Genomic DNA, 20,175 nt, shown 5'->3' on the forward strand with positions numbered 1-20,175 from the left:
TCGCAGGGTTTTTAGGCTTCAAAAGCCTTGAACAACAGACTAACGTTATGTCCACCAAAGCCAAATGAATTGCTCATAAAGCTGGAGAATTGCGCTTGCCGAGGTGCGTTTGGCACACAATCAATCTCACACTCTGGGTCGGGGGTGTGATAATTGATCGTAGCGGGGATCAGGCCTTCTTGCATGGCGCGAATGCCGATGACTGCTTCGATTGCGCCGCCAGCGCCCAAGGTATGGCCAATTTGCGATTTGTTTGAGCTAATCGGCAATTTGGCGGTGTAATCGCCAAACACTTTTTTAATCGCCAAGGTTTCGGTACGGTCGTTGACGGGAGTAGAAGTACCGTGAGCGTTCAAATAGCCCAATTCGTGTGGCTCCAAGCCTGCATGACGCAAGGCCATGCGCATGGCTTTGACCGCGCCTGAGCCATCTTCTGCAGGCATCGTGATGTGATAGGCATCGGTGCTCACGCCATAGCCAACCAATTCGGCCAAAATGGTTGCGCCACGGCTGACCGCATGCTCGTAATCTTCCAAGACCAACACACCAGAGCCTTCGCCCATCACAAAGCCATCGCGATCTTTATCGAATGGGCGTGAGGCGGTCGCAGGATCGTCGTTGCGAGTTGAAAGCGCGCGGGCGCTCGCAAAGGCACCGATCCCAATTTCGGTAATTGCTGCTTCGGTACCACCAGCCAAAATAACTTTGGCCTCGCCACGCCGAATGACGTGCCAAGCCTCACCAATGGCATTGCCAGAGGTGGCACAGGCTGAAACAGGGCAGAAATTCGGGCCACGCGCCCCAATTTCAATCGCCACAACCCCACCCGCCATATCGACAATCATCATTGGAATCAAAAATGGCGTAATTCGGTCGGGACCCTTGGTATCCATCACACGCAAATAGGTTGTAAAATTATCGAGACCACCAACGCCACAACCAATGATGACCCCTACATCATCGGCGTTTTCGTCGGTAATGGTCAGATCGGCGCTGCGCAAGGCTTCTTTGGCTGCTGCTACTGCAAAATGGACAAAGCGCGAGTTGCGCCGTGCCTCTTTTTTATCCATATAGTTGGCGGCATCGAAGCCATGGACTTCTGCGGCAATCTGAGCACTAAAATTTGTTGGGTCGAATTGGGTAATTCGCCGAACAGCCGAACGTGCTTGGACAATGCCCTCCCACAAAGATGGCACGTCGAGGCCCAATGGGCTAATCGTGCCCAATCCTGTGACGACGACACGTCGATTCATAGCAAAACCTCCTAGTGCATAGCAAAGTGCCGCATCATTATAGCAGCAACTCCCTAAACCGACCGAGAGGCCAACCAAGCATCCTTGGCTGACCTCTCGCAGCAATTCAAAACAGCAATTTTGGGCTAGAGTTGCTTGAGCAAATTGGCCATTTCGATCGCCGCTACTGCACACTCAGAGCCTTTGTTACCAGCTTTCGTGCCAGCCCGTTCGATCGCTTGCTCAATCGTGTCGGTGGTCAGCACGCCCAGCAACACGGGAATGCCCGTATCGTGCATCACCTTGGTTACGCCGCTAGAAACCGCATTGACCACAACCTCATAATGCGAGGTTGCGCCACGAATCACGGCCCCAAGGGTGATAATTGCATCGTGTTGACCACGCTCAGCAATTTTCTTCACCACCAACGGAATCTCATACGAGCCAGGACACCACGCCACGCTAATATCATCGTCGGCAACGCCATGGCGTTTGAGTGTATTGACCGCGCCTTCAAGCAAATTGCCGCCAATAAAATCGTTCCAGCGCGCAATCACGATTGCAATTCGCAAGCCAGTACCGATCAAATTACCTTCAATTACGTTCATGTCGCATCCTCAACGCCAATTTAGCCATTCATTTCGAGCAAGGTTTCGCCATCGAGCACTTCAACATTTGGGCGTGATTTTGCCGATTTGCGTGCGCCTTCTTGCACTTTCAGCGGCGTAACAATCACACCTTTATGCCATTCTGGGTTATCGCGCAAATCTTGATACAGCTCTTGGACTTGGCCAGGCTTGAGGGATTCGCTGATCGTACAGCGCACCAGCCAAAGCTCAGTGCTTTCGTTGCGCTCAAGATACAGATCAATCACATCTTTATCGAATTTGTAGTTTTTGAGCTTGAAGTTATTGGATCGGAAGAGCTGGGCAACCCATGAGCCAAATTTTGGCAAGGTCAACGATTCCAAATCTTCGATGCTCACGACGCGGCCTGGACGTTCAAGTTGGCCGCCCCGCGAGGCCATTTCATCGCGCATAGCTTGGGTGCGTTCTTGGCCACGCCGCGCCATCACCGTACCATAAGCAGGGAAGGGCAGCAAGGTCATTGCGATCATCATCGCCACGGTCAAGAAGTTCCCTTGCTGGCTCGGAACTGGTTGGTTGGGGTCGTTCAAACCTGGCTTGGCATCAAAGCCAAAAACGAGAACCGAGCCAATCAGCAAAGCAGTAACGCTCGCAATCAGCGAGAAAATCACCCCATGCACCAAAGCGCGGCCTTGAATCTTACGGCCAAGATAAATCCCACCGCCAATCGGAATCACCCCAGCCAAATAAATAACCCAGGAGAATGGTGCGAAAATGACCAAACACCAAACTATCCCAGTTAACAAGCCTGCGATCCAGAGTTGTTGCCAAAGCAACGGTACTTTAGCCACTTGGGGCTTAGAATCTTTCAGATCAGTTTTGGTTTCTTGCGATACAGGAGTTGCCATTGCAGCTACTATTCCTTTTCCATAAGTTCTTCGACAGCTTCGCGCAGCTTGCCAAGATCGCTAAATGAACGATAAACCGAGGCAAAACGGATGTAGGCTACCTCATCGAGTGAGCGTAAGCGCTCCATCACCTGTTCGCCAATGACCGAGCTAGGAACTTCTAGCGCATCGTAGGCAATCAGGACGGCCTCGACTTCCGTTACCAACGTTTCAATTACATCGGCTGAGATTGGCCGTTTATAGGCCGCAACCCGTAAACCACGCAATAATTTCTCGCGGTCGTATGGCTCACGGTCGCCAGTTTTTTTAACGACCATGACATTAACAGATTCAACCCGTTCATAGGTTGTGAAACGGCGATCACAGTGCTTGCAGCGACGACGACGGCGGATTGTTTCACCATTATCAAGTTCGCGAGTATCGATCACTGCGCTTTCGCCAGGGCAATACGGGCAGCGCATAGTTCCTCTTCAGCCTAGCTTAGTAGATTCATTATACCATGGCCCCATGAGCACCACGAATAGCGCTTAATCGATCGGTTCAACCAAATGTTGACGATTCGTCGGCGCAGGATATGGCTCGGGCCAATATTCGACCTGTTTGATAATCAGCCCAGCTTGGATTGTAAAAAAGCTGATTGCCCGCGCCTGCACTTGACCATCAGTGACTGCAACATCGCTACAGGCTTCAGTTGCGCTTGCAACCAAGCGATTGATGCTAAATTGCCAAGCGCCAGCAGCAGGATATTCAGCATTGATTTGGGCAAAAGCTGCCCTGCCACGAATCCGTTCATTCGATTGCGGCCAATCGAGCGTATAGTCGTCGTGCAATACCGCGCCAACCGCTGTAAAATCATTGCTTTGCATTAATTGCCAAAATTTGCTGACAATTTCATAGGCATTGGGCATCGCATGCTTCTCCTAGAGCGCAGTCAATGTGCGTTGGGCCACTTCATCCCAACGACATTCACGCAACACAAATTCACGGCCAGCAGCACCCATCGCGGCGCTCAGTTCAGGCCGATCGAGCAAATAGCTCAGCGCACTCGCCCACTCGCGATAGCCTTGGCAAGGAATGCCGCCGCCGCTACGCAGCACAAAATCGCTGGTTACTGGGCAATCGGCGTTCACCAAGGCTGGGCGGCCTTGCAACCAACTTTCCATCAACACAATCGAAAAGCTTTCAATCGTCGAAAGTTGGCAAAAGACATTTGCCGCAGCGTAGGCATCATACTTGGTTTGTGGCTCGACAAAGCCCAAATCCAGCACCCAAGGATCTAAAATACTCGGCGCATTCAGCTCGCCAGCGCCAATTCGCACAAAGCGCAGCGCTCGACCTGTTTCTGCCTTCCACTCGCGAAAATAGGCCAACAACTGCGGCACATGTTTGCCCCAATCGGCACGCCCAACATACAGCAGAATCGGCTCATCGCCCAGCCCATACTGTTGACGAAAACGCGCGGCATCGCCAACCCGCGTCAGATCAATGCCCTCGCCAGCAACACTGGTTTTGGCTGGATCAAGCTCATACAGCCGCAAGCCCAAATCGCGTTCAGGTCGGCTGTTAAAAATAATCCCTTGGGCACGCCGCAACATCTCGCGATAGGTCGAATAGTAGGCATATGGCTCATCGTGCAAGCAGGGAATATGGTAGGCGCGGCCTTGGGCCAAAAAGCTGCCCCAATACGATAAGCCCATTGGATAGGGCATAAAGATACAGCGCCGCTCGCTATGTGCTAACAAATGTTCATACAAGCCATCGCTATTGGGCAAACTTCCCAAAAGGTTAATTTCGTGGGCTGGATGCTCGGGCAAGCGCCGCCCAGATCGGGCAGCCAAGCGCCGCACCACTGGCGGAATCCCCATCGCAGGCCCAGCCATCGGCCAACGCCGAATTGGCAAGCCATTCCAGTGGCTCAAACCAGCAGGATAATGCTCAGCAGTCCGTTCGCTAAACGAATCGCGGCTGGTCGTCGTCCAAACCTCAATATCAGCGCCTTGGGCATGGATGGCATGGGCGAGATCGCGGGCTTGATCTTCTGCTCCGCCACGAGTATCAGGGCCAAACCATGGAGTTACAAGGGCTACTGGGCGTTGCGCTCTCATGCTTGGCGCTCGCGTTCAAGCTCAACCACCCGCGCCCGCAACAAGGCAATTTCGGCGCGTTGCTCGTCGATGGTCGTTACTACACCATGCAAGGTGCGCACAATCGCATCGTTGGCAGCATTTTGTTGCTCGGCAATCGGGTTGATATACCAGCGCAAATAACGGCGAACCACTTTGTTAAGCGTGGCAATAACTTTTTGCGGCAAGGTTTCGCCGTGCAATGGCCAATGCACGCTGACCACGCGCGTCGCCTCGACCTCGGCCAACAAGCGCTTGAGATCAACATCGCTCAGGCGTGGCTCATTGGCTTGGTCGCTTAAACCAGGTGCGCGACGTTGGCGAATTCCATCACGGATTTCGGCCAAAATCGCGCCAACATCGATTGGGGCTGGTTGCTCTGCCATTGGTCTGCCTCATTCAATAATGATTTTTTCTGCGGGCAGTATAGCAGCAAATGCAGCCTCGTTTGGCATTAGAGGGTTTCGCCACGTTCCAGCGTAGCAACAAAATCGCGAATGCGTTTGGCGCGGGTTTCTGGTTTTTTGGCCGTTTGGATGCGAAACAAAAATGGATAACGTTGCGTTTGTTTGAGCGTGGCAAAAAAGTTGGCGGCAGTTGGGCTGGCATCAAGTGCCGCCTGAAAATCCTCTGGTATCGCAGCATTTTTGGGCGAATCGTAGGCCGCATCCCAACGCCCATCGGCTTTGGCTCGCTCGACTTCGGCCTCACCAGCGGCGTGCATCAAGCCAGCAGCGGTCAAACGTTCAATATGATCACGATTGACTTTCGACCAAGTGCTTTTTTTCGTCCGTGGGCTAAATTTTTGCAACCAAAACTGTTCATCGATTGGTTTAGCTTGACCATCAATCCAACCAAAGCACAAGGCTTCATCAAGCGCCTCAGCTCGATTGACCGAGGCAATTCCGGTAGCTTTTTTGGCCAGTTTGAGCCAAACACCGTTACTTGTCGCATGTTCAGCTTCAAGCCAAGCCCGCCATTCCGCTTGATTGGCAAAACTCAAGGTTGGTAATTCGGCCTTCGTTTTATCGCTCATCACACACTCCTTAAACACATCAAGCACCCGACCATTAATTATAACGGTTGGGCAATCAAATCAGATTAGAAGGTTTCGCCACGTTCGAGCATGGCAATAAATTCGCCAATGCGTTTGGCGCGGGTTTCTGGTTTTTTGGCCGTTTGGATGCGAAATAAAAATGAATAGCGATAGGTTTGTTTGAGCGTGGCAAAGTAGCTGGCCGCAGTTGGGCTAGCATCAAGTGCCGCCTGAAAATCCTCAGGCACGGTCGCATTTTTGGGCGAATCGTAGGCTGCATCCCAACGCCCATCGGCTTTGGCCCGTTCAACCTCGGCCTCACCAGCAGCGTGCATCAAGCCAGCAGCGGTCAAACGTTCAATATGATCACGATTCACTTTCGACCAAATGCTTTTTTTACCCCGTGGCGTGAACTTTTGCAACCAAAACTGCTCATCAAAGCTCTTTTTTTGGCCGTCAATCCAGCCGTAGCACAACGCTTCATCAAGCGCTTGGGCATAATTAATTGATGCAATGCCGGTGGTTTTTTTGGCCATTTTGAGCCAAATCCCATCGCTGGTTGCATGTTCAGCTTCAAGCCAAGCCCGCCATGCTGCTTGGTCGACAAAACTTAGGGTTGGCAATTCGGCTTTTGGTTTAGCGCTCATCACACACTCCTTAAATACAATAACGTGCTCATGGAAACATACAATCCATGAGCACGTCAACCGAGGATTAATATTTAGGGTTGGGCAATAAACTGATTACTGAAGGCGCTGCCCAATTCAACATCTTTGGCCAACACACCTTGGCTGCGCAAAAAGCTATGGGTTGCTTCCCAACTGGCCAAATCGGTATAACCAATGCCATATTTAGCGGTCAAATCGCTTTGCCAATAGCCAATCGTTTCAGCTAAAACTTTTTGTTGCAAGGCCTTGGTGGCATCATCGGCAGCTTGCAATTCGGGAATCTCGACCAAACTAGCGCTAAATGCCTTATCTGGATCAGCAGCAACATCGCGCATGCCCAAGGCCGTTGCTTTAACGAAGCCTTGTACCAAGGCTGGTTGATCTTTAATCAAGCTTTCGCTGACAATAATGCCATCGGAAGTCAAGGCAAATGAATCCGACACGCGGATAACATTCAATTTAACTCCCGATTCGGCCAGTTGAATTGGCTCATTATTGCCATAGCCACTGGCAACTTGCACTTTATCTTCGCTCAAGGCCTGAATTTGCGCAAAACCAATTTCTTGAATCTGCAAATCGCTTTCTTGCAACGAATTTGAGTACATCAAGGCCAGCAAGCCAATATACGAAGCGCCAAAACGGCCTGGAATGCCCACAGTTTTGCCTTTAAGATCGGCTGGAGTTTTGATATTCAGCTCGGCTTTGCTATAAAAAACTGTTGGCGTGCGTTGGCTAATGGTCGCAACATTGACAATTGGTAAACCCTGCGCCCGCGCCAACAAGACTGAATCGCCGCCAGCCATGCCAAACTGCACTGAGCCATTGGCCACACGCTGCACCGAATCAGTTTCATATTGATAATCGAAAGTTACATCCAAACCTTCGGCTTCATAGTAGCCTTGGGTTTTGGCCAAATAGAACGGTGCAAATTGAATATTTGGCACATACGGCATGGCAATCGTAACTTTGGTTAGCGGCTTGGCTTGATTATTTTCCCCAGTAGAAACCGGAGTATTGGTTGCTGTTTGCCCGCTACAAGCCGTCAAAAAAAGGAGTCCAACAATCGCTAAGAGACGACGATAATCCATTACAAACTCCACACATCTATTCCCACGTGACCAAACGTCGTTCTAGCCACATTGCTAGCTGATAAAACCCAAACGTCAGCAAGCCAAGTGTGAACAAGGCTGCAAAAATGAGCGGCGTATCGAATAAACCACGGGCGATGTTGATTAACGCGCCCAGCCCTTCGCGGCCACCAATAAACTCAGCGACAACTGCGCCGGTGGTCGCCAAAGCCAAACCGGTTTTGATCCCGCCGAAAATTCCTGGTAAGGCCAAGGGCAATTCAATTTGCCACAAACTTTGCCAGCGATTCGCCCCGCTGATTGCCGCCATCTCGCGAATATCGCGTGGCACGCTGCGCAAGGCTACAACCACACTGCTCAGCATTGGGAAGAAGGTTACCAAGGCAGCGACCAACAATTTAGCTCGCAAATCAGCGCCAACCCAAATCAGAATCAACGGCGCAACTGCGACAATCGGAATCGCCTGCACAATCGCCAATTGCGGCGAGACAATCCGATCGAGCCAATGCCAATTGGCCAAAACGTAGCCCAAAACCAAGCTTGCAGCGAAGGCCAAGCCAAAACCACCCAAGGCCTCAGTGAGGGTGCGCATGGTGTGTTGCAGCAACGCGCCTTGGGTCAACTCCTGCCACCAGCGGCTAGCAACAGCCTCAGGCGTTGGCAAGACAAAGGCTGGGTATTGTTGCCAAGCAACCAACCCACGCCATGCCAACAGCAGCCCGAGCAGCGAAAGACCAATCCACAAGCGGCTCGAACCAAGCCACGTGCGGCGTTGCTTGCGGCGCAACGGAGCAGCGGGAGCTTCTACGACATACTTCATCCGGCCATAATCGTGTAACATAGCTAGTACCTAAAAACAAAAAACCCCAAAAGAATCAATCATCTCAGGGTCAATCAACACGTAGTTGCGTACGCAAGCCAAACGTTGCCGCAACGAGACAGCACGCCTGAATTACGCAAATAACCCACAGCATTGTAGGTACACATACGTTGATCGATCTTCTTCCATCCGGACTTTGACCGTCGGCTCTGGATTCGCACCAGCATCCTACCTTGCGGCTCGCGGGCTTATGTGGCTGAACCACCATCACCGCCGATAAGGAATTTCACCTAACCCTGAAGACCATAGTATTTAGTTACCTGTACCATAGCACTGAGTTTTGTAACTGTCAATACACTAACAGCCCGATCAGACGAAAGAAGGGCCTAGAAGCCAGCGTTCAGGGTTCAGGGGCCAGCATAATCAAGCAAATCGGTGCAATCTGTGGCGAAAATACGATTCGTAGCTTCGTACATAAAAAAGCAACTGCCAGATTTGACAGTTGCGATTGATCAAGCCTCAAAGCTCAAACGTGCTTAAAATTCGATCTTCTCTTCAATTTCGCTGAGCATAATCCGTGCAAGGGCCAAATTGGCGGTTGGCTTGTTGAGCGCGAGGTAGAGGAAGATACTTGGTTTCTTTTGCAAAATCCGAATCAGATGATATTGCGTCCCTAAGGTAATCAAAATATCTTCAATCTGATCTTTCAAACCAAGCCGACCCATCACTTTCATTTTAGAACGCACGACTTCGGTGTTGCCTGCTGCAGCCAACTCTAAATTGAGAGCGCTATTCCCGCCAGCAGTGCCAAGCGTCATGCCGCTGGTATAATCAACCAAAGCAACGCCTAACGCTCCGTCGATGTTCATGGCCTCTTCGAGCGACTGTTTAATGTTATTCATACAACGTCCTTTTGTTCTACGCTCCAGACACACAGCTATCATAGAAGGATTAAACTAGCCCGTCAAGAGCTAGCAGCAAATTCCATGGCTATCCATTTAGCTCGCTATTCACCAGCATAGCTAGTTGCTTGGTTTAACTGAAGCGCTCCACAACCTGCAATTGCCCAGCTTGATTACGCCAAACTTCCAGCCACGGCTCAGCTTCGGCATAGGTACAAAGCACCAACTGTTGTTCCAACAATTCAGGCCAATCGCCATCGGGCCAAACCATATGCTAACCACCAAGCGAGGCAATTGCAGCTTCTCGATACAGCGGGTGTTGCGCTTGATACACTGTTTCATAGGCATCAACTAATGCTCGATCAGGCACATCATCAGCCCCAACCCAACTCTGATCATCGCGAAACGAATCAACCCAAGTTTGAATCGTTGCTGAGCCAAAGTGCAAAACTGCATCCAACGGCGGCAAACTGGTTGCTGGCTGCGCATACAAAGCCTGCATTGGTGCCAATTGTTCCTTGGCAAGTTGTCCTGAAGTAAGTTTGGCTGAATAATTCGTTTCAGCATCATATTCAATTATCAAGTGCGTTGATTCAGCCAAGATTGGCAAATACGCGCAATCAACAATCAGCACTGGGCCTGTTTCGGTATTTAATTCGCCCCAATAGCCAGCAATTGGTTGATCAGGGTTGGTCGGCTCAGTTGTTAACAGCATCCATTGACGAATTAAAGGTTGCGCTTCAGCAAGTAATATTGTTAAATCCATACCCAAAATCCTCTTTCTTTTAGCCTACAATGCGTCTAAACCTAGCCCAAAATGCACATCCTGTGCAAGCTCTATTTCGCGGCCAGTAAACGACACTTAAATACAGCCGCAACATGATTGAAAAAGCGAGCACGTAGGCTACAATAAACTCAATCCTTCCGTAAGAGAGAATGTATGGAACCACAATTAACCAAATCAGAAGCCTACGCGGTCTTGCAGGTCTTAGAATTTGATGCAGATTATCGCCAATTAACTAAGCCCCTGCAATGGCATCAATTGATGTTGCAATGGAATTGGGACAGTAATTTAGAACCGCTTTGGTGGATTATTCAGCAACCAAATTGCGATCTTGGCACTGCCCTATTAATATTTTGGCGGGCAACCGCTGGCTATTATTATCAATATCCTAATCGAGAAGCCCTCATCGCCGACCAAAAAAATCCAGCGATTTACGATTTACTTAAACAGATCGAATCAAATTATCTGAATGGCTTTTATCAAAACCAAGCATTTGGCTATGATCCCACCAATGAGGATGGCGACGATTTCACCCAAGATTATGTCGAGCAGCGACAGCAAGTGATTCCCGAGGGCATGCTGCGGCCAAGTCCAGGCCCATTGATCAAATACCAAGCGTTAATGCAATCGACGATTCGCCCGCTCACCAGCTAAGAAGCCAAACGAGTTGCCAAAAAAATCGACCAAGCGTGGCAAGTACTCACAGCGTTTAATCCACAACTTACACCTCAATCAGCAAGCCCTGCAATCGTGCAAGCAATCGCCGAGTGTGTCGAGCAGTTTCGCCAAAGCCTATCAATCACCCAAAAAATCTCGAATCGTCATCCAATTCTTGCCCTTGGTTGGCTTTGGGCCGAACAGCTTTGCCAAGTTTATGCTTGGGGTTGGGCTTGTCGTAGCTCACGCATCACCCGCTCGATTGGCGTAATTAGCCCTGATAAAGCCTTTATCCATTTCCCACCAAATTTAATCAGCTATCTTATAAAAGTGCGCAGAGAGCAGAATCAAATCTATCCATTATTTGAGCGCTTAGCAACGATTCAAGCGACAAGCGACTTTCGCGATGCTTATAGTTCTGGCTGGCTTTTCCGCACAGCATCGCTTGATTAAATTCAAACCAGCGATTGAGGCGGACATCCAGCAAGCTATGCTATGCTCAGCAGCATGAGAAACATAGGCGAGAGGCGCACCATGCAACCACCTGAATTAAGCTGGAGTTTTGGCGAACATGTTGAGCATATGCCAACGCTCAGCATGTTCTATCATCATCAAAACAGCTTGTATGCACTATTCCAAGGCCCATTGAATCAACTTGTGGTATGGGTTGATGATGCAGCGTGTTTGCAGCTGAACTTCAATCAACCAAGCATCATGCCACATCTCATTAAACGCTTAGGCGAATATTTGGTATTGGTGCCGCTGCTTGATCGCGGCAATTGGCAAGCTCAATTTGGGCTAAATAGCATGACGCTCAATGATTATGTTAATTTAAAAGTATCAGCAATCGTTATTGCAGCAGCCCAATGGACTGAATTATGGCATAGCATAGGGCAAACAGACGATTATTTGGCAACGCTTGAGCCAATATCTAGTACTGAACTGGCATGGCTGTGGTTGCTCAGCAGCCAAATTCCGCCAGCCGAGCAATCGCCTCAGACTTTTGCAGGCTACGCCAAACATATCAGCAGCGCAATCGTTGCTCAAGAGCCGGAAACTACGCCCGCAATTGGCGAGTTTATTCAAGCACTTTTAGCAGGCAAGCAGGCCTTTAGCCAAACTCCCATCAGGCTGCAAAACCTTGATGGCCAGCAGATCACTGGCTATTGGCTCGATCAGCAGCAACAAGTACACGGATGGAATGCGTTATGGCAACGCCATGAGCAGCCATTTTTTCTGCTAGCAGGGCTGGCAATTGCGGCACTAAACCCCTACGCCAGCTTATTACAAGCCAAAGGCACGCCATTAAACGATTTGATGATTAATGAGATTGGCCTGCAACGCGCAGATGCACTGCATGCAATCGAACTAATTCGGGCAATGCAGAAGCCAATTTTGGGCGGCGATATCTATCGTCAAACCAACGACCAGATTGACCCAACCTACGACAACTGGAGCATTGATGCTGGCCCAAGCCACAGCGTGGATGCACAGCGCAGCTGTGATATAAGCCGCAGTTACATCGAGCGCTATCCAAATCCACACAATCAAATGTTATTATTTGTATTTGTGCTTAGCAAAAAATAACGAGCACTTGAGAGATGTTATGGATAATGAATTAAGCAAATCAGCAAAACCTCTCCCCAAGCCAATTCCCATTCCGTTGCCGCCGAGGGCAGAGGGCTCTGCCAAATGGCCAGCAAACTGCAATGGTATTTTGCCAAATGTCGAGCGCTTTCGTTGGCCCGAAACTATGCAATGGATCGCAAGTTTGCCCAAACCGCGCGAACATATGCTGATGGAGCTTGGCGTAGGCATGGTTTTCCCAGGTTTGATGTTAAGACATTTTGCCTATACCACCCGTTGGTATAAATGCCCCATGGATTGGCTGGTTTATGCCCGTGGGTTATATGCCTTTTTGCAGCAGCCCGAACGCGTGCGCAGCTATCTGTATGGCGCGAGCATCAGCCCAGCCGAGCGCAAACAGCTTGATGAACTGCGTTCGAGTCGCATGTTTATTGGTCAACGCGACGCTTGGAACTACATCAACACGCTTGAATGCTCAATTACGCGCAGCTTGCTAGAGGCAAATTTGAGCTATGCATTGCCTTTTTTGATGGCCGATCCCGATTATCAAGCCCGCTACCCAAGCAGCATCCTTGATGTCTATTTGTTTGTGGTTGCTGCCAGCGATTTGTTTTGGCGCACCGATAAACTCTTGCAAATTATCGATGGCGAGGTGAGTAGTATCGAAGATTTTGGCTTTTTCTAGCCAAATCAAGCGTGCACATCCGAACAAGCGTGCTTTGACAAGCGCTCATGAGATCGGCTACACTGCATCCATACGCTAAACGAGGCTGATCTTATGGATGAATTTGAGTTAATTCCACAGCAGGGCAATAATCCTCTTGCGCCCAATTTCACCAACGTCATGAAGCAGCGCAGTGTTGTTGCCGACCAGATTTCGGCCCAACATAGTTTCATCGAATATCGCCTGCGCCAACGCCCGCAAACGATTCGCCGCCATAACACCGATTTGAAAATTTTTGCCGATTTTCTGGCCAGCATTGGGATTGTGATTCCAGTTGATGACCATGAAGTGCCGATTCTAGCGACTGAGCCAGCTGCTTGGGCCGAAATGAGCGTCGGCATCGTCACAACCTTTCGCACATGGATGCTGAATGAAGGCTATGCGCTTGGCTCAGTCAATATTCGGCTCAGCACCGTGCGGCTCTACTGTCGCTTGGCCCATCAGGCTGGCGTTTTGAGCCTTGAGGCTTGGAGCCGAATCCACACCGTCGAGGGTTATCGCCGCCGCGAGGGCGATGGCATTGATGCCCAACGTGAAGCTACCGAAACCCCAACTCGGCTTTCCACCAAAAAAGCTGCGCCTCACATCTTAGATCAAAGCCAAATTCGCGAACTCAAACGGGCAGCCCGCACCAATCCGCAAAATCGTACACCCGAGGTTGGCTGGCGCGATTATCTGATCGTCTGCTTGCTGGTCGATTTGGGCATGCGCTGTGGCGAGGTTGTCGTGCTCAAGTGGGCGCATATCCAAGGCAAAGTCTTGCTGGTGGATCGGCCAAAAGTCGATAAAGTACAAAAACATCGGCTGATTGGCGACACCGCCAAAGCCTTGCGCGAATATCAAAAAGTGATTGCCCAACCAGCCAATCCCCAAACCTCGCTCTTGGCTGCGTTTGATCACAAAGGCAATCAGATTGGCTTTGGCATTTCTGAGCGGGCAATTCACAAACGCATCGTTCAGCTTGGCAAATTAATTGGCATCAACAACCTTGCACCGCATGATTTGCGCCATTCGTGGGCAACTCGCGTGGCCCAAACCAACATTCCGGTGCAAGCCTTGCGCGACGCTGGCGGCTGGACCAACCTCAATACGCCCAACCGCTACATTGCCCAACAGGCGATTGCCAATGACGGCGTAAGCTTATTGAGCGACGATGGCGCGCTTGACGATGATGATGAAGCCTAATTGCCACTTGCAGCTTTACCTGTTTGGGTTATGATGAACAGCAATTGAGTTTGGCTTGTGGAGTACCATTCAGCGTGGATAGCTTAATTCTGGCCTCGGCCTCACCACGACGGCATGATTTGTTAAGTAGTTTGGGCCTGTCGTTTATAATTGAGGCAAATGATGGGGAAGAGCGCCAAGATCAGGTTCCTCCGGCGATTGTGGAGCAACTTCCAGCCTTCGATTTAGGCCTCGCCAGTCACCCAACCTTGTTAGCGTGGCGTAAAGCCCAAGCCGCCCGCGAAACGAATCAGCAAGCAGTGATTCTTGCAGCTGATACAATTGTGGTGATTGATCGGATGATCTTGGGCAAGCCACGTGATCCGGCTCATGCTTATGAATTGCTGCGCCGCCTTGCCGGACGTTGGCATACTGTTTATACCGGAGTTGTGGTGCTACCCGCCGCCTCCGAACAGCCGTTATGTGAATTGGTCGCCGCCCAGGTACATTTAGCGCCGCTCAGCGATGCTGAGATTTGGGACTACATCGCAACTGGCGAGCCAATGGATAAAGCTGGTGCTTATGGAGTCCAAGGCATTGGCGGACGGCTGGTCGAAGAGGTTCAAGGCAGTTTTACAACCGTTGTTGGGCTACCGCTTCCAACGACCGCCAGTTTGTTGAGCCAAGCGGGAATCGCAATTCCCTATAGTGTTGAGCAAGCATGGCAGCGTTGGCGTGCTACATTAGCAAAGGAACCACTATGTATGCAACAGTCAAAGTGCTGATGGTCGATGATCACCCGTTGTTCCGCCAAGGGGTGCGCTGGGCGCTATCAAGCGAACGCGATATCAAGATCATTGGCGAGGGTTCTAGTGCCGAAGAAGGCTTGGTCTTAATTTCTGAGCATGAGCCAGATGTAGTGCTAACCGATTTGAACTTACCCAACATGGATGGCTTGGAATTTACCCGCACCATTCGCCGCCAATACCCGAACATTGGCGTGGTGATGTTGAGCGTCTACGAAAGCGACGAGCATGCCTTCAATGCCTTGCGCGCAGGAGCAGCCGCCTATTATTCCAAGGAAATTAGCCCCAAAACCTTGGCAACGGTCTTGCGACGGGTGGCGCGTGGCGAATATGTGATTAACGATGTGATGTTTGAAGATCCACGGGTCGCTGACCGGATTTTGACTCAGTTCCGTGGTTTGCAAACCGGCATCGTCGCCGAACCAGACCTTGATATTAGCTTATTCTCGCCGTTGAGCGACCGTGAAATTGAGGTTTTGGAGCATATTGCCAGCGGCGCAACCAACAAAGATATTGCCGATGCGCTCAAAATTAGCACCCAAACCGTCAAAAACCATATTTCATCGATTTTGCGCAAGCTTTCGTTGAACGATCGTACTCAAGCGGTGTTGTATGCCCTGCGCCGTGGCTGGATTGAAACGCCAGCAACCTTGCTGGAAAGCATCGAACGCCGTGGCTCACAAGCGCTGAATTTTAATAACGATGATGACAACGACGAATGAAACGAGTAACAGTCATTCTTAACCCAATGGCAGGCAATGCCCATCAACGTCGTGCAATTGCCAAAGGTATCACCGAATGGCGCAGTAACCAAGGTTGGCAAGTTCGGCTGCGCGAAACGCGGCGTGCAGGCGATGCAACGACGTTTGCCCGCGAAGAAGCCAAACGCAACGATCTCATTGTTGCTGCTGGTGGCGATGGCACGATCAACGAGGTCATGAATGGCCTCGTTGGCACCGATACGGCTTTGGGAGCGCTGCCGGTTGGCACGGGCAACGTCTGGGTGCGCGAATTGCATCAATCGCTCAATCCGTTGCATGCTGCCCGCCAACTAGCCGATGGCCATGTTGAACCGGTTGATGTTGGCCAAGCCAACGAGCGCTATTTTTTGCTCATGGCTGGCATTGGCCTCGATGCAGCGATTACCCGCGAAGTGCGTTCTGCAGATAAAAAACGCTTAGGCCGCTTAGCTTATGTGATCAAAAGTTTGCCAGTGCTTTGGCGCTTACGCGGCACACGCACCCGCATCAGCCTTGATGGTGAGCCACTCAAGGGCAATGCGCTGTTTGTGCTGATTAGCAACTCACGGCTGTATGGCGGCGTGCTCAACATTGCCTATCGCGCAGCCATGCGCGATGGCATGCTCGATGTTTGTACGATGATGGGCGATAGTGCCCTCGATGCCCCCAAATTGCTGGCGGGAATTTTGTTTCGCGGCTATGGGATGATCCAAGGCTTAGAATATCGACAAGCTCGTGAGATCGAGATTGCATGCTCCAAGCCCTTGCCAATTCAAGTCGATGGTGATGCAATTGGCACCACTCCCATGACCTTTCGCGTTGTTCCGCAATCGCTACGCGTGCTTTTACCGCGTACCACCGAAATCAACTAACCCTGTAGATGAGGTTCTGTGTGAGACGTTCGTTCTATTTGCTGATCGTGCTTTGTTTGTTAGCCGCCTGTAGTAACGCAGGCTCAGCCCTGCCAACCATGGAGGCCCTCCCCACTACCGAAGCGCAACCAGCAGTCGATGAAACCCAAGCTACCCAAATTGTGGTCGAAAATCAAAGCAATGTGCCAGGCAAATTGCTCTTCGTGCGGGTCGAAAATGGCTCAGGCGATATTTGGGTCCACGAAGGCACTGAGGCTCGCCGCATCACCACATCGCACAAAAAATACCAGCCCAGTTGGTCGCCCGATGGCAGCCAAATTGCCTACATTCAACGCGAAGAAAGCTTCGCCGATATTTGGGTGATGAATGCGAATGGCTCCAACAAGCAGCAGGTAACCAATAACGAACCAGCTGGCATTCCAGCCCGTTCTGAAGATCATGTGCAAAGCATTCGCTGGGCCTTCTACCCACGTTGGTCGCCAGATGGCCAGTTTCTCAGCTATGTCTCGCAGGCCCAAACTCCGCGTAGCGTTGGTGGCGATTCGTATCAAGAGTATCCGCTTTCGCTCTATATTTATGGCACCCGCCGCATTGGCACTGGCGATTTTCCAACTGCCAGCTTTCAACGCTTTGTCCAAGCAGATACCGATTTGAGCCACCCAACCTGGTCTGTCGATGGCTCGATGATAGTCTATAGCCAGGCCGAACGTTGTTTTGGCTGCGAAGTGGCCGAAATTCAACTTGGCTATGCAGTGCTTGATCTCCCAGGCGGCAACGATGAGTATGGCGTGCTGCAAGGCCCAAGCGCCGATAGCTTCCAAGGTGCGCTTGACCCAGCGTTCTCGCCTGATGGCAAATGGTTGGCCTTCACCAAGAGCGTCAATGGCTATAGCGATATTTTTATCGTACCCGCCCCCGATGCGACTGGCAAAGTCAGCAGTGCGCCAATTAAACTCACCAGCACTGGCCGTTCGCGCCAAGCCACATGGTCGCCTGATGGCAGCAAATTGGCCTTTTTCACGATCAACGATCAGGTAACCCTTTCGATTGCCGATCTCTCGGTTCAAGGCAATACGCCTAGCCTCGGCCAACCAGTCGATATTCGCCGCGACCTGTTTGATGTCGATTCAGGGATGGCATGGGCTAAATAAGGCCCAGCTACCAAGGAGCAATGAAGCCCATGGATTTTGCGATTCCCAGCCAGATTGCCGCAATGCGTGAGCAAATTAGCCAATTTTTGGTTGAAAAGGTCTATCCCAACGAGCAAGCATGGTTCGATTACGACGAAAAAGCCTATCCCGCTTGCTCCGAAGACCACCCTGAGATTCGGCAATTACAAGCAGAGGTCAAAGAATTAGGTTTGTGGGCGGGCCATCTGCCACGCGAGGCCGGCGGCATGGGCTTATCGATTATGGAATATGGGCTGCTCAACGAAATTATTGGGCGCTCGTATTTTGCGCCACGCATTTTTGGCTCGAACGCCCCCGATAGTGGCAACGCCGAAATTCTTTGGCACTATGGCACGCCAGCTCAGCATGAACAATTTTTCTGGCCTTTGCAACAAGCAGCAGTGCGCTCGTTTTTCAGCATGACCGAGCCTGAGGTCAGCGGAGCCGACCCAACCTTGCTCGAAACCAGCGCCGAACTGATCGACGATCACTGGGTGATCAATGGGCGCAAATGGTATAGCACCAATGCTAATGGCGCTGGCTTTGGCATCGTCATGGCCAAAACCGACCCCGATGCGCCAACCCATTTGCGCTATAGCCAAATTATTGTGCCAGCAGATACGCCAGGCTTGACCTTGGTGCGGCCAATCTCGGTGATGGGCCATACCACCGGCGGCGGCCATTGGGAAATTGAATATACCAATGTGCGTGTGCCAGCCGAAAATCTGCTTGGTAAGCGCGGCTCTGGTTTTGCAATTGCCCAAACTCGACTTGGCCCAGGCCGCATTCATCATTGTATGCGCTGGCTTGGCCAAGCCCAACGCGCCTTCGATTTGATGTGCGAATATAGCACCAAGCGGGTGGCCTTTGGCGGGCCGTTGGCCGATAAGCAAATGGTGCAACATTGGATTGCCGAAAGTGCTGCTGAAATTCAAGCTGCGCGTTTGAGCGTACTGCACGCCGCATGGCAAATTGATCAAGCGGGAGCGAAATCAGCCCGCATTGACATCTCACTAATTAAATTTAGCGTTGCTGCAATGCTGATGAATGTGCTTGATCGTGCGATTCAAGTCCATGGTGGTTTAGGCATTTCCGACGATACGCCGCTGGCCTTTATGTGGCGACAAGGCCGCGCATCGCGCATTTACGATGGACCAGATGAAGTGCACAAAATGGTTGTCGCTCGCGAAATCTTAAAACGATATGGCTATCCTGCGCGCAACGTCTAAGTCTGTAGTCTTCCGAGGTACAACCCATGGATACGATTCAAGTTCGGCCTGATGAGCAGTTAAATGAAGCAGCCTTGGCCGATTATTTATACGATAAGTTGCCTGGTGCCAGCCAAGCGTTAACCGTGCGCCAGTTTGGTGGCGGCGCTGCCAATTTGACCTATCTGCTTGATTATGGTCATTATGAGTATGTGTTGCGTCGCCCGCCACTTGGCCCTGTTGCACCCTCGGCTCACGATATGGGTCGCGAATATCGGGTCTTATCGCAATTGCATCCGGCCTTTGCCCAGGCTCCTCAAACTTTTTTATTCTGTAACGAACCTGAAATCATTGGCGCGCCATTTTTTATTATGGAGCGTCGCCATGGCAGTGTTGTGCGCCGCGAATTGCCGCTCCAATTCAATACACCAGAGGCTCCACGGGCACTCAGTTTGGCCCTCGTCGATACCTTGGCCGATTTGCACGCCGTCGATTATGCGGCAATTGGCTTAGGCCACATCGGCAAACCCGACGGCTTCATCTTACGTCAAGTCGTTGGTTGGTATGAGCGCTGGAATAACGCCAAGCCCGATGATTTGCCAGCAATGGAAAATGTTTATGCCTGGCTTTGCGAGCAGCAGCCGCCAGCCTCAAGCCCAACCCTCGTTCACAACGATTATAAGCTTGATAATGTGATGTTTCGCCAAAACGATCCCAGCCAATTAATCGCTGTCTTTGATTGGGATATGTGTACCTTGGGCGAGCCATTGGCTGATTTGGGCACATTGCTTTGCTACTGGAGCCAGCCCGATGATCCGCCAGCCTTACAAGCGGTGGCAATGATGCCAACCGATGAGCGTTTTGCCAGCCGCGCTGAGCTTATTGCGCGGTATGCAGAGCGCTCAGGCCGCGATGTCAGCCATATTCGCTATTATCATGTGCTTGGTTTATATCGTTTGGTCGTCATTTTGGCCCAAATTTATGCGCGCTATCAACGTGGCCAAACCAAGGATGCCCGCTTTGCCCAATTTGGCGCAGTGATTCCAATTATGGCCCAAGCTGCCGCCGATCTCACCAAATAAGCTTGGCTAGCGCAGGAT

The 20,175-nt window shown here is 50.9% G+C and carries 25 protein-coding genes and 1 riboswitch; of the genes, 11 read left to right on the forward strand and 14 right to left on the reverse strand.

Features of this window, described 5'->3' with window-relative positions; translation table 11 throughout:
• Positions 1-11: 11 nt before the first annotated feature.
• From fabF to C5S61_RS14025, 14 genes are all read right to left on the reverse strand, one after another.
• Positions 12-1,253: a beta-ketoacyl-ACP synthase II gene (gene fabF / locus C5S61_RS13965; protein ID WP_110515661.1), complete on the reverse strand. Its 1,242-nt coding sequence runs from the start codon at positions 1,251-1,253 to the stop codon at positions 12-14.
• Positions 1,254-1,378: 125 nt separating this feature from the next.
• Positions 1,379-1,840 (reverse strand): 6,7-dimethyl-8-ribityllumazine synthase, encoded by a 462-nt coding sequence (gene ribH / locus C5S61_RS13970; protein WP_110515662.1) that lies wholly within the window; start codon positions 1,838-1,840, stop codon positions 1,379-1,381.
• A 20-nt stretch (positions 1,841-1,860) separates the two neighbouring features.
• A complete protein-coding gene (locus C5S61_RS13975) occupies positions 1,861-2,727 on the reverse strand; it encodes a restriction endonuclease (protein ID WP_110515663.1) in 867 nt (288 codons plus the stop codon).
• 8 nt (positions 2,728-2,735) lie between these two features.
• On the reverse strand, positions 2,736-3,188 hold the full coding sequence (nrdR, locus tag C5S61_RS13980) for a transcriptional regulator NrdR (protein WP_110515664.1): 453 nt from the start codon (positions 3,186-3,188) through the stop codon (positions 2,736-2,738).
• 66 nt (positions 3,189-3,254) lie between these two features.
• A complete protein-coding gene (locus C5S61_RS13985) occupies positions 3,255-3,635 on the reverse strand; it encodes a nuclear transport factor 2 family protein (protein WP_110515665.1) in 381 nt (126 codons plus the stop codon).
• A 12-nt stretch (positions 3,636-3,647) separates the two neighbouring features.
• On the reverse strand, positions 3,648-4,832 hold the full coding sequence (locus C5S61_RS13990; protein WP_110515666.1) for a glycosyltransferase family 4 protein: 1,185 nt from the start codon (positions 4,830-4,832) through the stop codon (positions 3,648-3,650).
• Positions 4,829-5,236 (reverse strand): hypothetical protein, encoded by a 408-nt coding sequence (locus C5S61_RS13995; protein WP_110515667.1) that lies wholly within the window; start codon positions 5,234-5,236, stop codon positions 4,829-4,831. Before C5S61_RS13995 ends, C5S61_RS13990 begins: the two co-directional genes overlap by 4 nt.
• A gap of 68 nt (positions 5,237-5,304) precedes the next feature.
• Positions 5,305-5,886, reverse strand: coding sequence for a YdeI/OmpD-associated family protein (locus C5S61_RS14000; protein WP_110515668.1), 582 nt, complete (start codon positions 5,884-5,886; stop codon positions 5,305-5,307).
• A 65-nt stretch (positions 5,887-5,951) separates the two neighbouring features.
• Positions 5,952-6,533, reverse strand: a complete 582-nt coding sequence (locus tag C5S61_RS14005) for a YdeI/OmpD-associated family protein (RefSeq protein WP_110515669.1) — start codon at positions 6,531-6,533, stop codon at positions 5,952-5,954.
• A 74-nt stretch (positions 6,534-6,607) separates the two neighbouring features.
• A complete protein-coding gene (locus C5S61_RS14010; protein ID WP_110515670.1) occupies positions 6,608-7,642 on the reverse strand; it encodes an ABC transporter substrate-binding protein in 1,035 nt (344 codons plus the stop codon).
• A gap of 16 nt (positions 7,643-7,658) precedes the next feature.
• Positions 7,659-8,483, reverse strand: a complete 825-nt coding sequence (locus C5S61_RS14015) for an ABC transporter permease (RefSeq protein WP_110515671.1) — start codon at positions 8,481-8,483, stop codon at positions 7,659-7,661.
• 152 nt (positions 8,484-8,635) lie between these two features.
• Positions 8,636-8,770, reverse strand: a riboswitch (FMN riboswitch).
• A gap of 228 nt (positions 8,771-8,998) precedes the next feature.
• On the reverse strand, positions 8,999-9,364 hold the full coding sequence (locus C5S61_RS14020) for a hypothetical protein (RefSeq protein WP_110515672.1): 366 nt from the start codon (positions 9,362-9,364) through the stop codon (positions 8,999-9,001).
• A 133-nt stretch (positions 9,365-9,497) separates the two neighbouring features.
• Positions 9,498-9,635: a hypothetical protein gene (locus C5S61_RS26885; RefSeq protein ID WP_164689475.1), complete on the reverse strand. Its 138-nt coding sequence runs from the start codon at positions 9,633-9,635 to the stop codon at positions 9,498-9,500.
• 3 nt (positions 9,636-9,638) lie between these two features.
• Positions 9,639-10,130 carry a hypothetical protein gene (locus tag C5S61_RS14025; RefSeq protein WP_110515673.1) on the reverse strand — a complete coding sequence of 164 codons (492 nt, stop codon included), beginning with the start codon at positions 10,128-10,130 and terminating at the stop codon, positions 9,639-9,641.
• A gap of 174 nt (positions 10,131-10,304) precedes the next feature.
• Between C5S61_RS14025 and C5S61_RS14030 the strand changes: the two genes are divergently transcribed.
• The 11 genes from C5S61_RS14030 to C5S61_RS14080 all read left to right on the forward strand — a co-directional run bounded on the left by C5S61_RS14030 (position 10,305) and on the right by C5S61_RS14080 (position 20,157).
• Complete coding sequence (locus tag C5S61_RS14030) at positions 10,305-10,802, forward strand: DUF4274 domain-containing protein (protein WP_110515674.1); 498 nt, start codon at positions 10,305-10,307, stop codon at positions 10,800-10,802.
• 96 nt (positions 10,803-10,898) lie between these two features.
• Positions 10,899-11,258, forward strand: coding sequence for a hypothetical protein (locus tag C5S61_RS14035; RefSeq protein ID WP_110515675.1), 360 nt, complete (start codon positions 10,899-10,901; stop codon positions 11,256-11,258).
• An 81-nt stretch (positions 11,259-11,339) separates the two neighbouring features.
• Positions 11,340-12,392, forward strand: coding sequence for an Imm40 family immunity protein (gene imm40 / locus C5S61_RS14040; protein WP_164689477.1), 1,053 nt, complete (start codon positions 11,340-11,342; stop codon positions 12,390-12,392).
• A gap of 166 nt (positions 12,393-12,558) precedes the next feature.
• The gene (locus C5S61_RS14045; RefSeq protein WP_124033432.1) at positions 12,559-13,077 is read left to right on the forward strand and encodes a hypothetical protein; all 519 of its coding nucleotides are present in this window, start codon (positions 12,559-12,561) and stop codon (positions 13,075-13,077) included.
• Positions 13,078-13,170: 93 nt separating this feature from the next.
• On the forward strand, positions 13,171-14,301 hold the full coding sequence (locus C5S61_RS14050) for a tyrosine-type recombinase/integrase (protein ID WP_240614523.1): 1,131 nt from the start codon (positions 13,171-13,173) through the stop codon (positions 14,299-14,301).
• 74 nt (positions 14,302-14,375) lie between these two features.
• Positions 14,376-15,065, forward strand: a complete 690-nt coding sequence (locus C5S61_RS14055; protein WP_110515678.1) for a Maf family protein — start codon at positions 14,376-14,378, stop codon at positions 15,063-15,065.
• Positions 15,041-15,808, forward strand: a complete 768-nt coding sequence (locus C5S61_RS14060; RefSeq protein ID WP_054533230.1) for a response regulator — start codon at positions 15,041-15,043, stop codon at positions 15,806-15,808. The genes C5S61_RS14055 and C5S61_RS14060 overlap by 25 nt, the downstream gene beginning before the upstream one ends.
• Entirely contained in the window at positions 15,805-16,698 is an 894-nt protein-coding gene (locus tag C5S61_RS14065; protein ID WP_110515679.1) for a diacylglycerol/lipid kinase family protein, read from the forward strand. Before C5S61_RS14060 ends, C5S61_RS14065 begins: the two co-directional genes overlap by 4 nt.
• Before the next feature lie 20 nt (positions 16,699-16,718).
• Positions 16,719-17,849, forward strand: a complete 1,131-nt coding sequence (locus tag C5S61_RS14070) for a DPP IV N-terminal domain-containing protein (protein ID WP_164689478.1) — start codon at positions 16,719-16,721, stop codon at positions 17,847-17,849.
• Positions 17,850-17,878: 29 nt separating this feature from the next.
• Complete coding sequence (locus C5S61_RS14075; RefSeq protein ID WP_110515681.1) at positions 17,879-19,096, forward strand: acyl-CoA dehydrogenase family protein; 1,218 nt, start codon at positions 17,879-17,881, stop codon at positions 19,094-19,096.
• Between the two features lie 26 nt (positions 19,097-19,122).
• Positions 19,123-20,157 (forward strand): phosphotransferase family protein, encoded by a 1,035-nt coding sequence (locus C5S61_RS14080; protein ID WP_110515682.1) that lies wholly within the window; start codon positions 19,123-19,125, stop codon positions 20,155-20,157.
• Positions 20,158-20,175: the final 18 nt, after the last annotated feature.

It is taken from the genome of Herpetosiphon llansteffanensis (genome assembly GCF_003205875.1).
In the GTDB taxonomy this organism is placed as follows: Bacteria; Chloroflexota; Chloroflexia; order Chloroflexales; family Herpetosiphonaceae; genus Herpetosiphon; species Herpetosiphon llansteffanensis.

What these genes read in the sequence shown, in the direction of transcription:
- fabF (WP_110515661.1), bottom strand. Translation starts at nt 1,253, where the DNA reads ATGAATCGACGTGTCGTCGTCACAGGATTGGGCACGATTAGCCCATTG.
- ribH (WP_110515662.1), bottom strand. Translation starts at nt 1,840, where the DNA reads ATGAACGTAATTGAAGGTAATTTGATCGGTACTGGCTTGCGAATTGCA.
- C5S61_RS13975 (WP_110515663.1), bottom strand. Translation starts at nt 2,727, where the DNA reads ATGGCAACTCCTGTATCGCAAGAAACCAAAACTGATCTGAAAGATTCT.
- nrdR (WP_110515664.1), bottom strand. Translation starts at nt 3,188, where the DNA reads ATGCGCTGCCCGTATTGCCCTGGCGAAAGCGCAGTGATCGATACTCGC.
- C5S61_RS13985 (WP_110515665.1), bottom strand. Translation starts at nt 3,635, where the DNA reads ATGCCCAATGCCTATGAAATTGTCAGCAAATTTTGGCAATTAATGCAA.
- C5S61_RS13990 (WP_110515666.1), bottom strand. Translation starts at nt 4,832, where the DNA reads ATGAGAGCGCAACGCCCAGTAGCCCTTGTAACTCCATGGTTTGGCCCT.
- C5S61_RS13995 (WP_110515667.1), bottom strand. Translation starts at nt 5,236, where the DNA reads ATGGCAGAGCAACCAGCCCCAATCGATGTTGGCGCGATTTTGGCCGAA.
- C5S61_RS14000 (WP_110515668.1), bottom strand. Translation starts at nt 5,886, where the DNA reads ATGAGCGATAAAACGAAGGCCGAATTACCAACCTTGAGTTTTGCCAAT.
- C5S61_RS14005 (WP_110515669.1), bottom strand. Translation starts at nt 6,533, where the DNA reads ATGAGCGCTAAACCAAAAGCCGAATTGCCAACCCTAAGTTTTGTCGAC.
- C5S61_RS14010 (WP_110515670.1), bottom strand. Translation starts at nt 7,642, where the DNA reads ATGGATTATCGTCGTCTCTTAGCGATTGTTGGACTCCTTTTTTTGACG.
- C5S61_RS14015 (WP_110515671.1), bottom strand. Translation starts at nt 8,483, where the DNA reads ATGTTACACGATTATGGCCGGATGAAGTATGTCGTAGAAGCTCCCGCT.
- C5S61_RS14020 (WP_110515672.1), bottom strand. Translation starts at nt 9,364, where the DNA reads ATGAATAACATTAAACAGTCGCTCGAAGAGGCCATGAACATCGACGGA.
- C5S61_RS26885 (WP_164689475.1), bottom strand. Translation starts at nt 9,635, where the DNA reads ATGGTTTGGCCCGATGGCGATTGGCCTGAATTGTTGGAACAACAGTTG.
- C5S61_RS14025 (WP_110515673.1), bottom strand. Translation starts at nt 10,130, where the DNA reads ATGGATTTAACAATATTACTTGCTGAAGCGCAACCTTTAATTCGTCAA.
- C5S61_RS14030 (WP_110515674.1), top strand. Translation starts at nt 10,305, where the DNA reads ATGGAACCACAATTAACCAAATCAGAAGCCTACGCGGTCTTGCAGGTC.
- imm40 (WP_164689477.1), top strand. Translation starts at nt 11,340, where the DNA reads ATGCAACCACCTGAATTAAGCTGGAGTTTTGGCGAACATGTTGAGCAT.
- C5S61_RS14045 (WP_124033432.1), top strand. Translation starts at nt 12,559, where the DNA reads ATGCAATGGATCGCAAGTTTGCCCAAACCGCGCGAACATATGCTGATG.
- C5S61_RS14050 (WP_240614523.1), top strand. Translation starts at nt 13,171, where the DNA reads ATGGATGAATTTGAGTTAATTCCACAGCAGGGCAATAATCCTCTTGCG.
- C5S61_RS14060 (WP_054533230.1), top strand. Translation starts at nt 15,041, where the DNA reads ATGTATGCAACAGTCAAAGTGCTGATGGTCGATGATCACCCGTTGTTC.
- C5S61_RS14065 (WP_110515679.1), top strand. Translation starts at nt 15,805, where the DNA reads ATGAAACGAGTAACAGTCATTCTTAACCCAATGGCAGGCAATGCCCAT.
- C5S61_RS14075 (WP_110515681.1), top strand. Translation starts at nt 17,879, where the DNA reads ATGGATTTTGCGATTCCCAGCCAGATTGCCGCAATGCGTGAGCAAATT.
- C5S61_RS14080 (WP_110515682.1), top strand. Translation starts at nt 19,123, where the DNA reads ATGGATACGATTCAAGTTCGGCCTGATGAGCAGTTAAATGAAGCAGCC.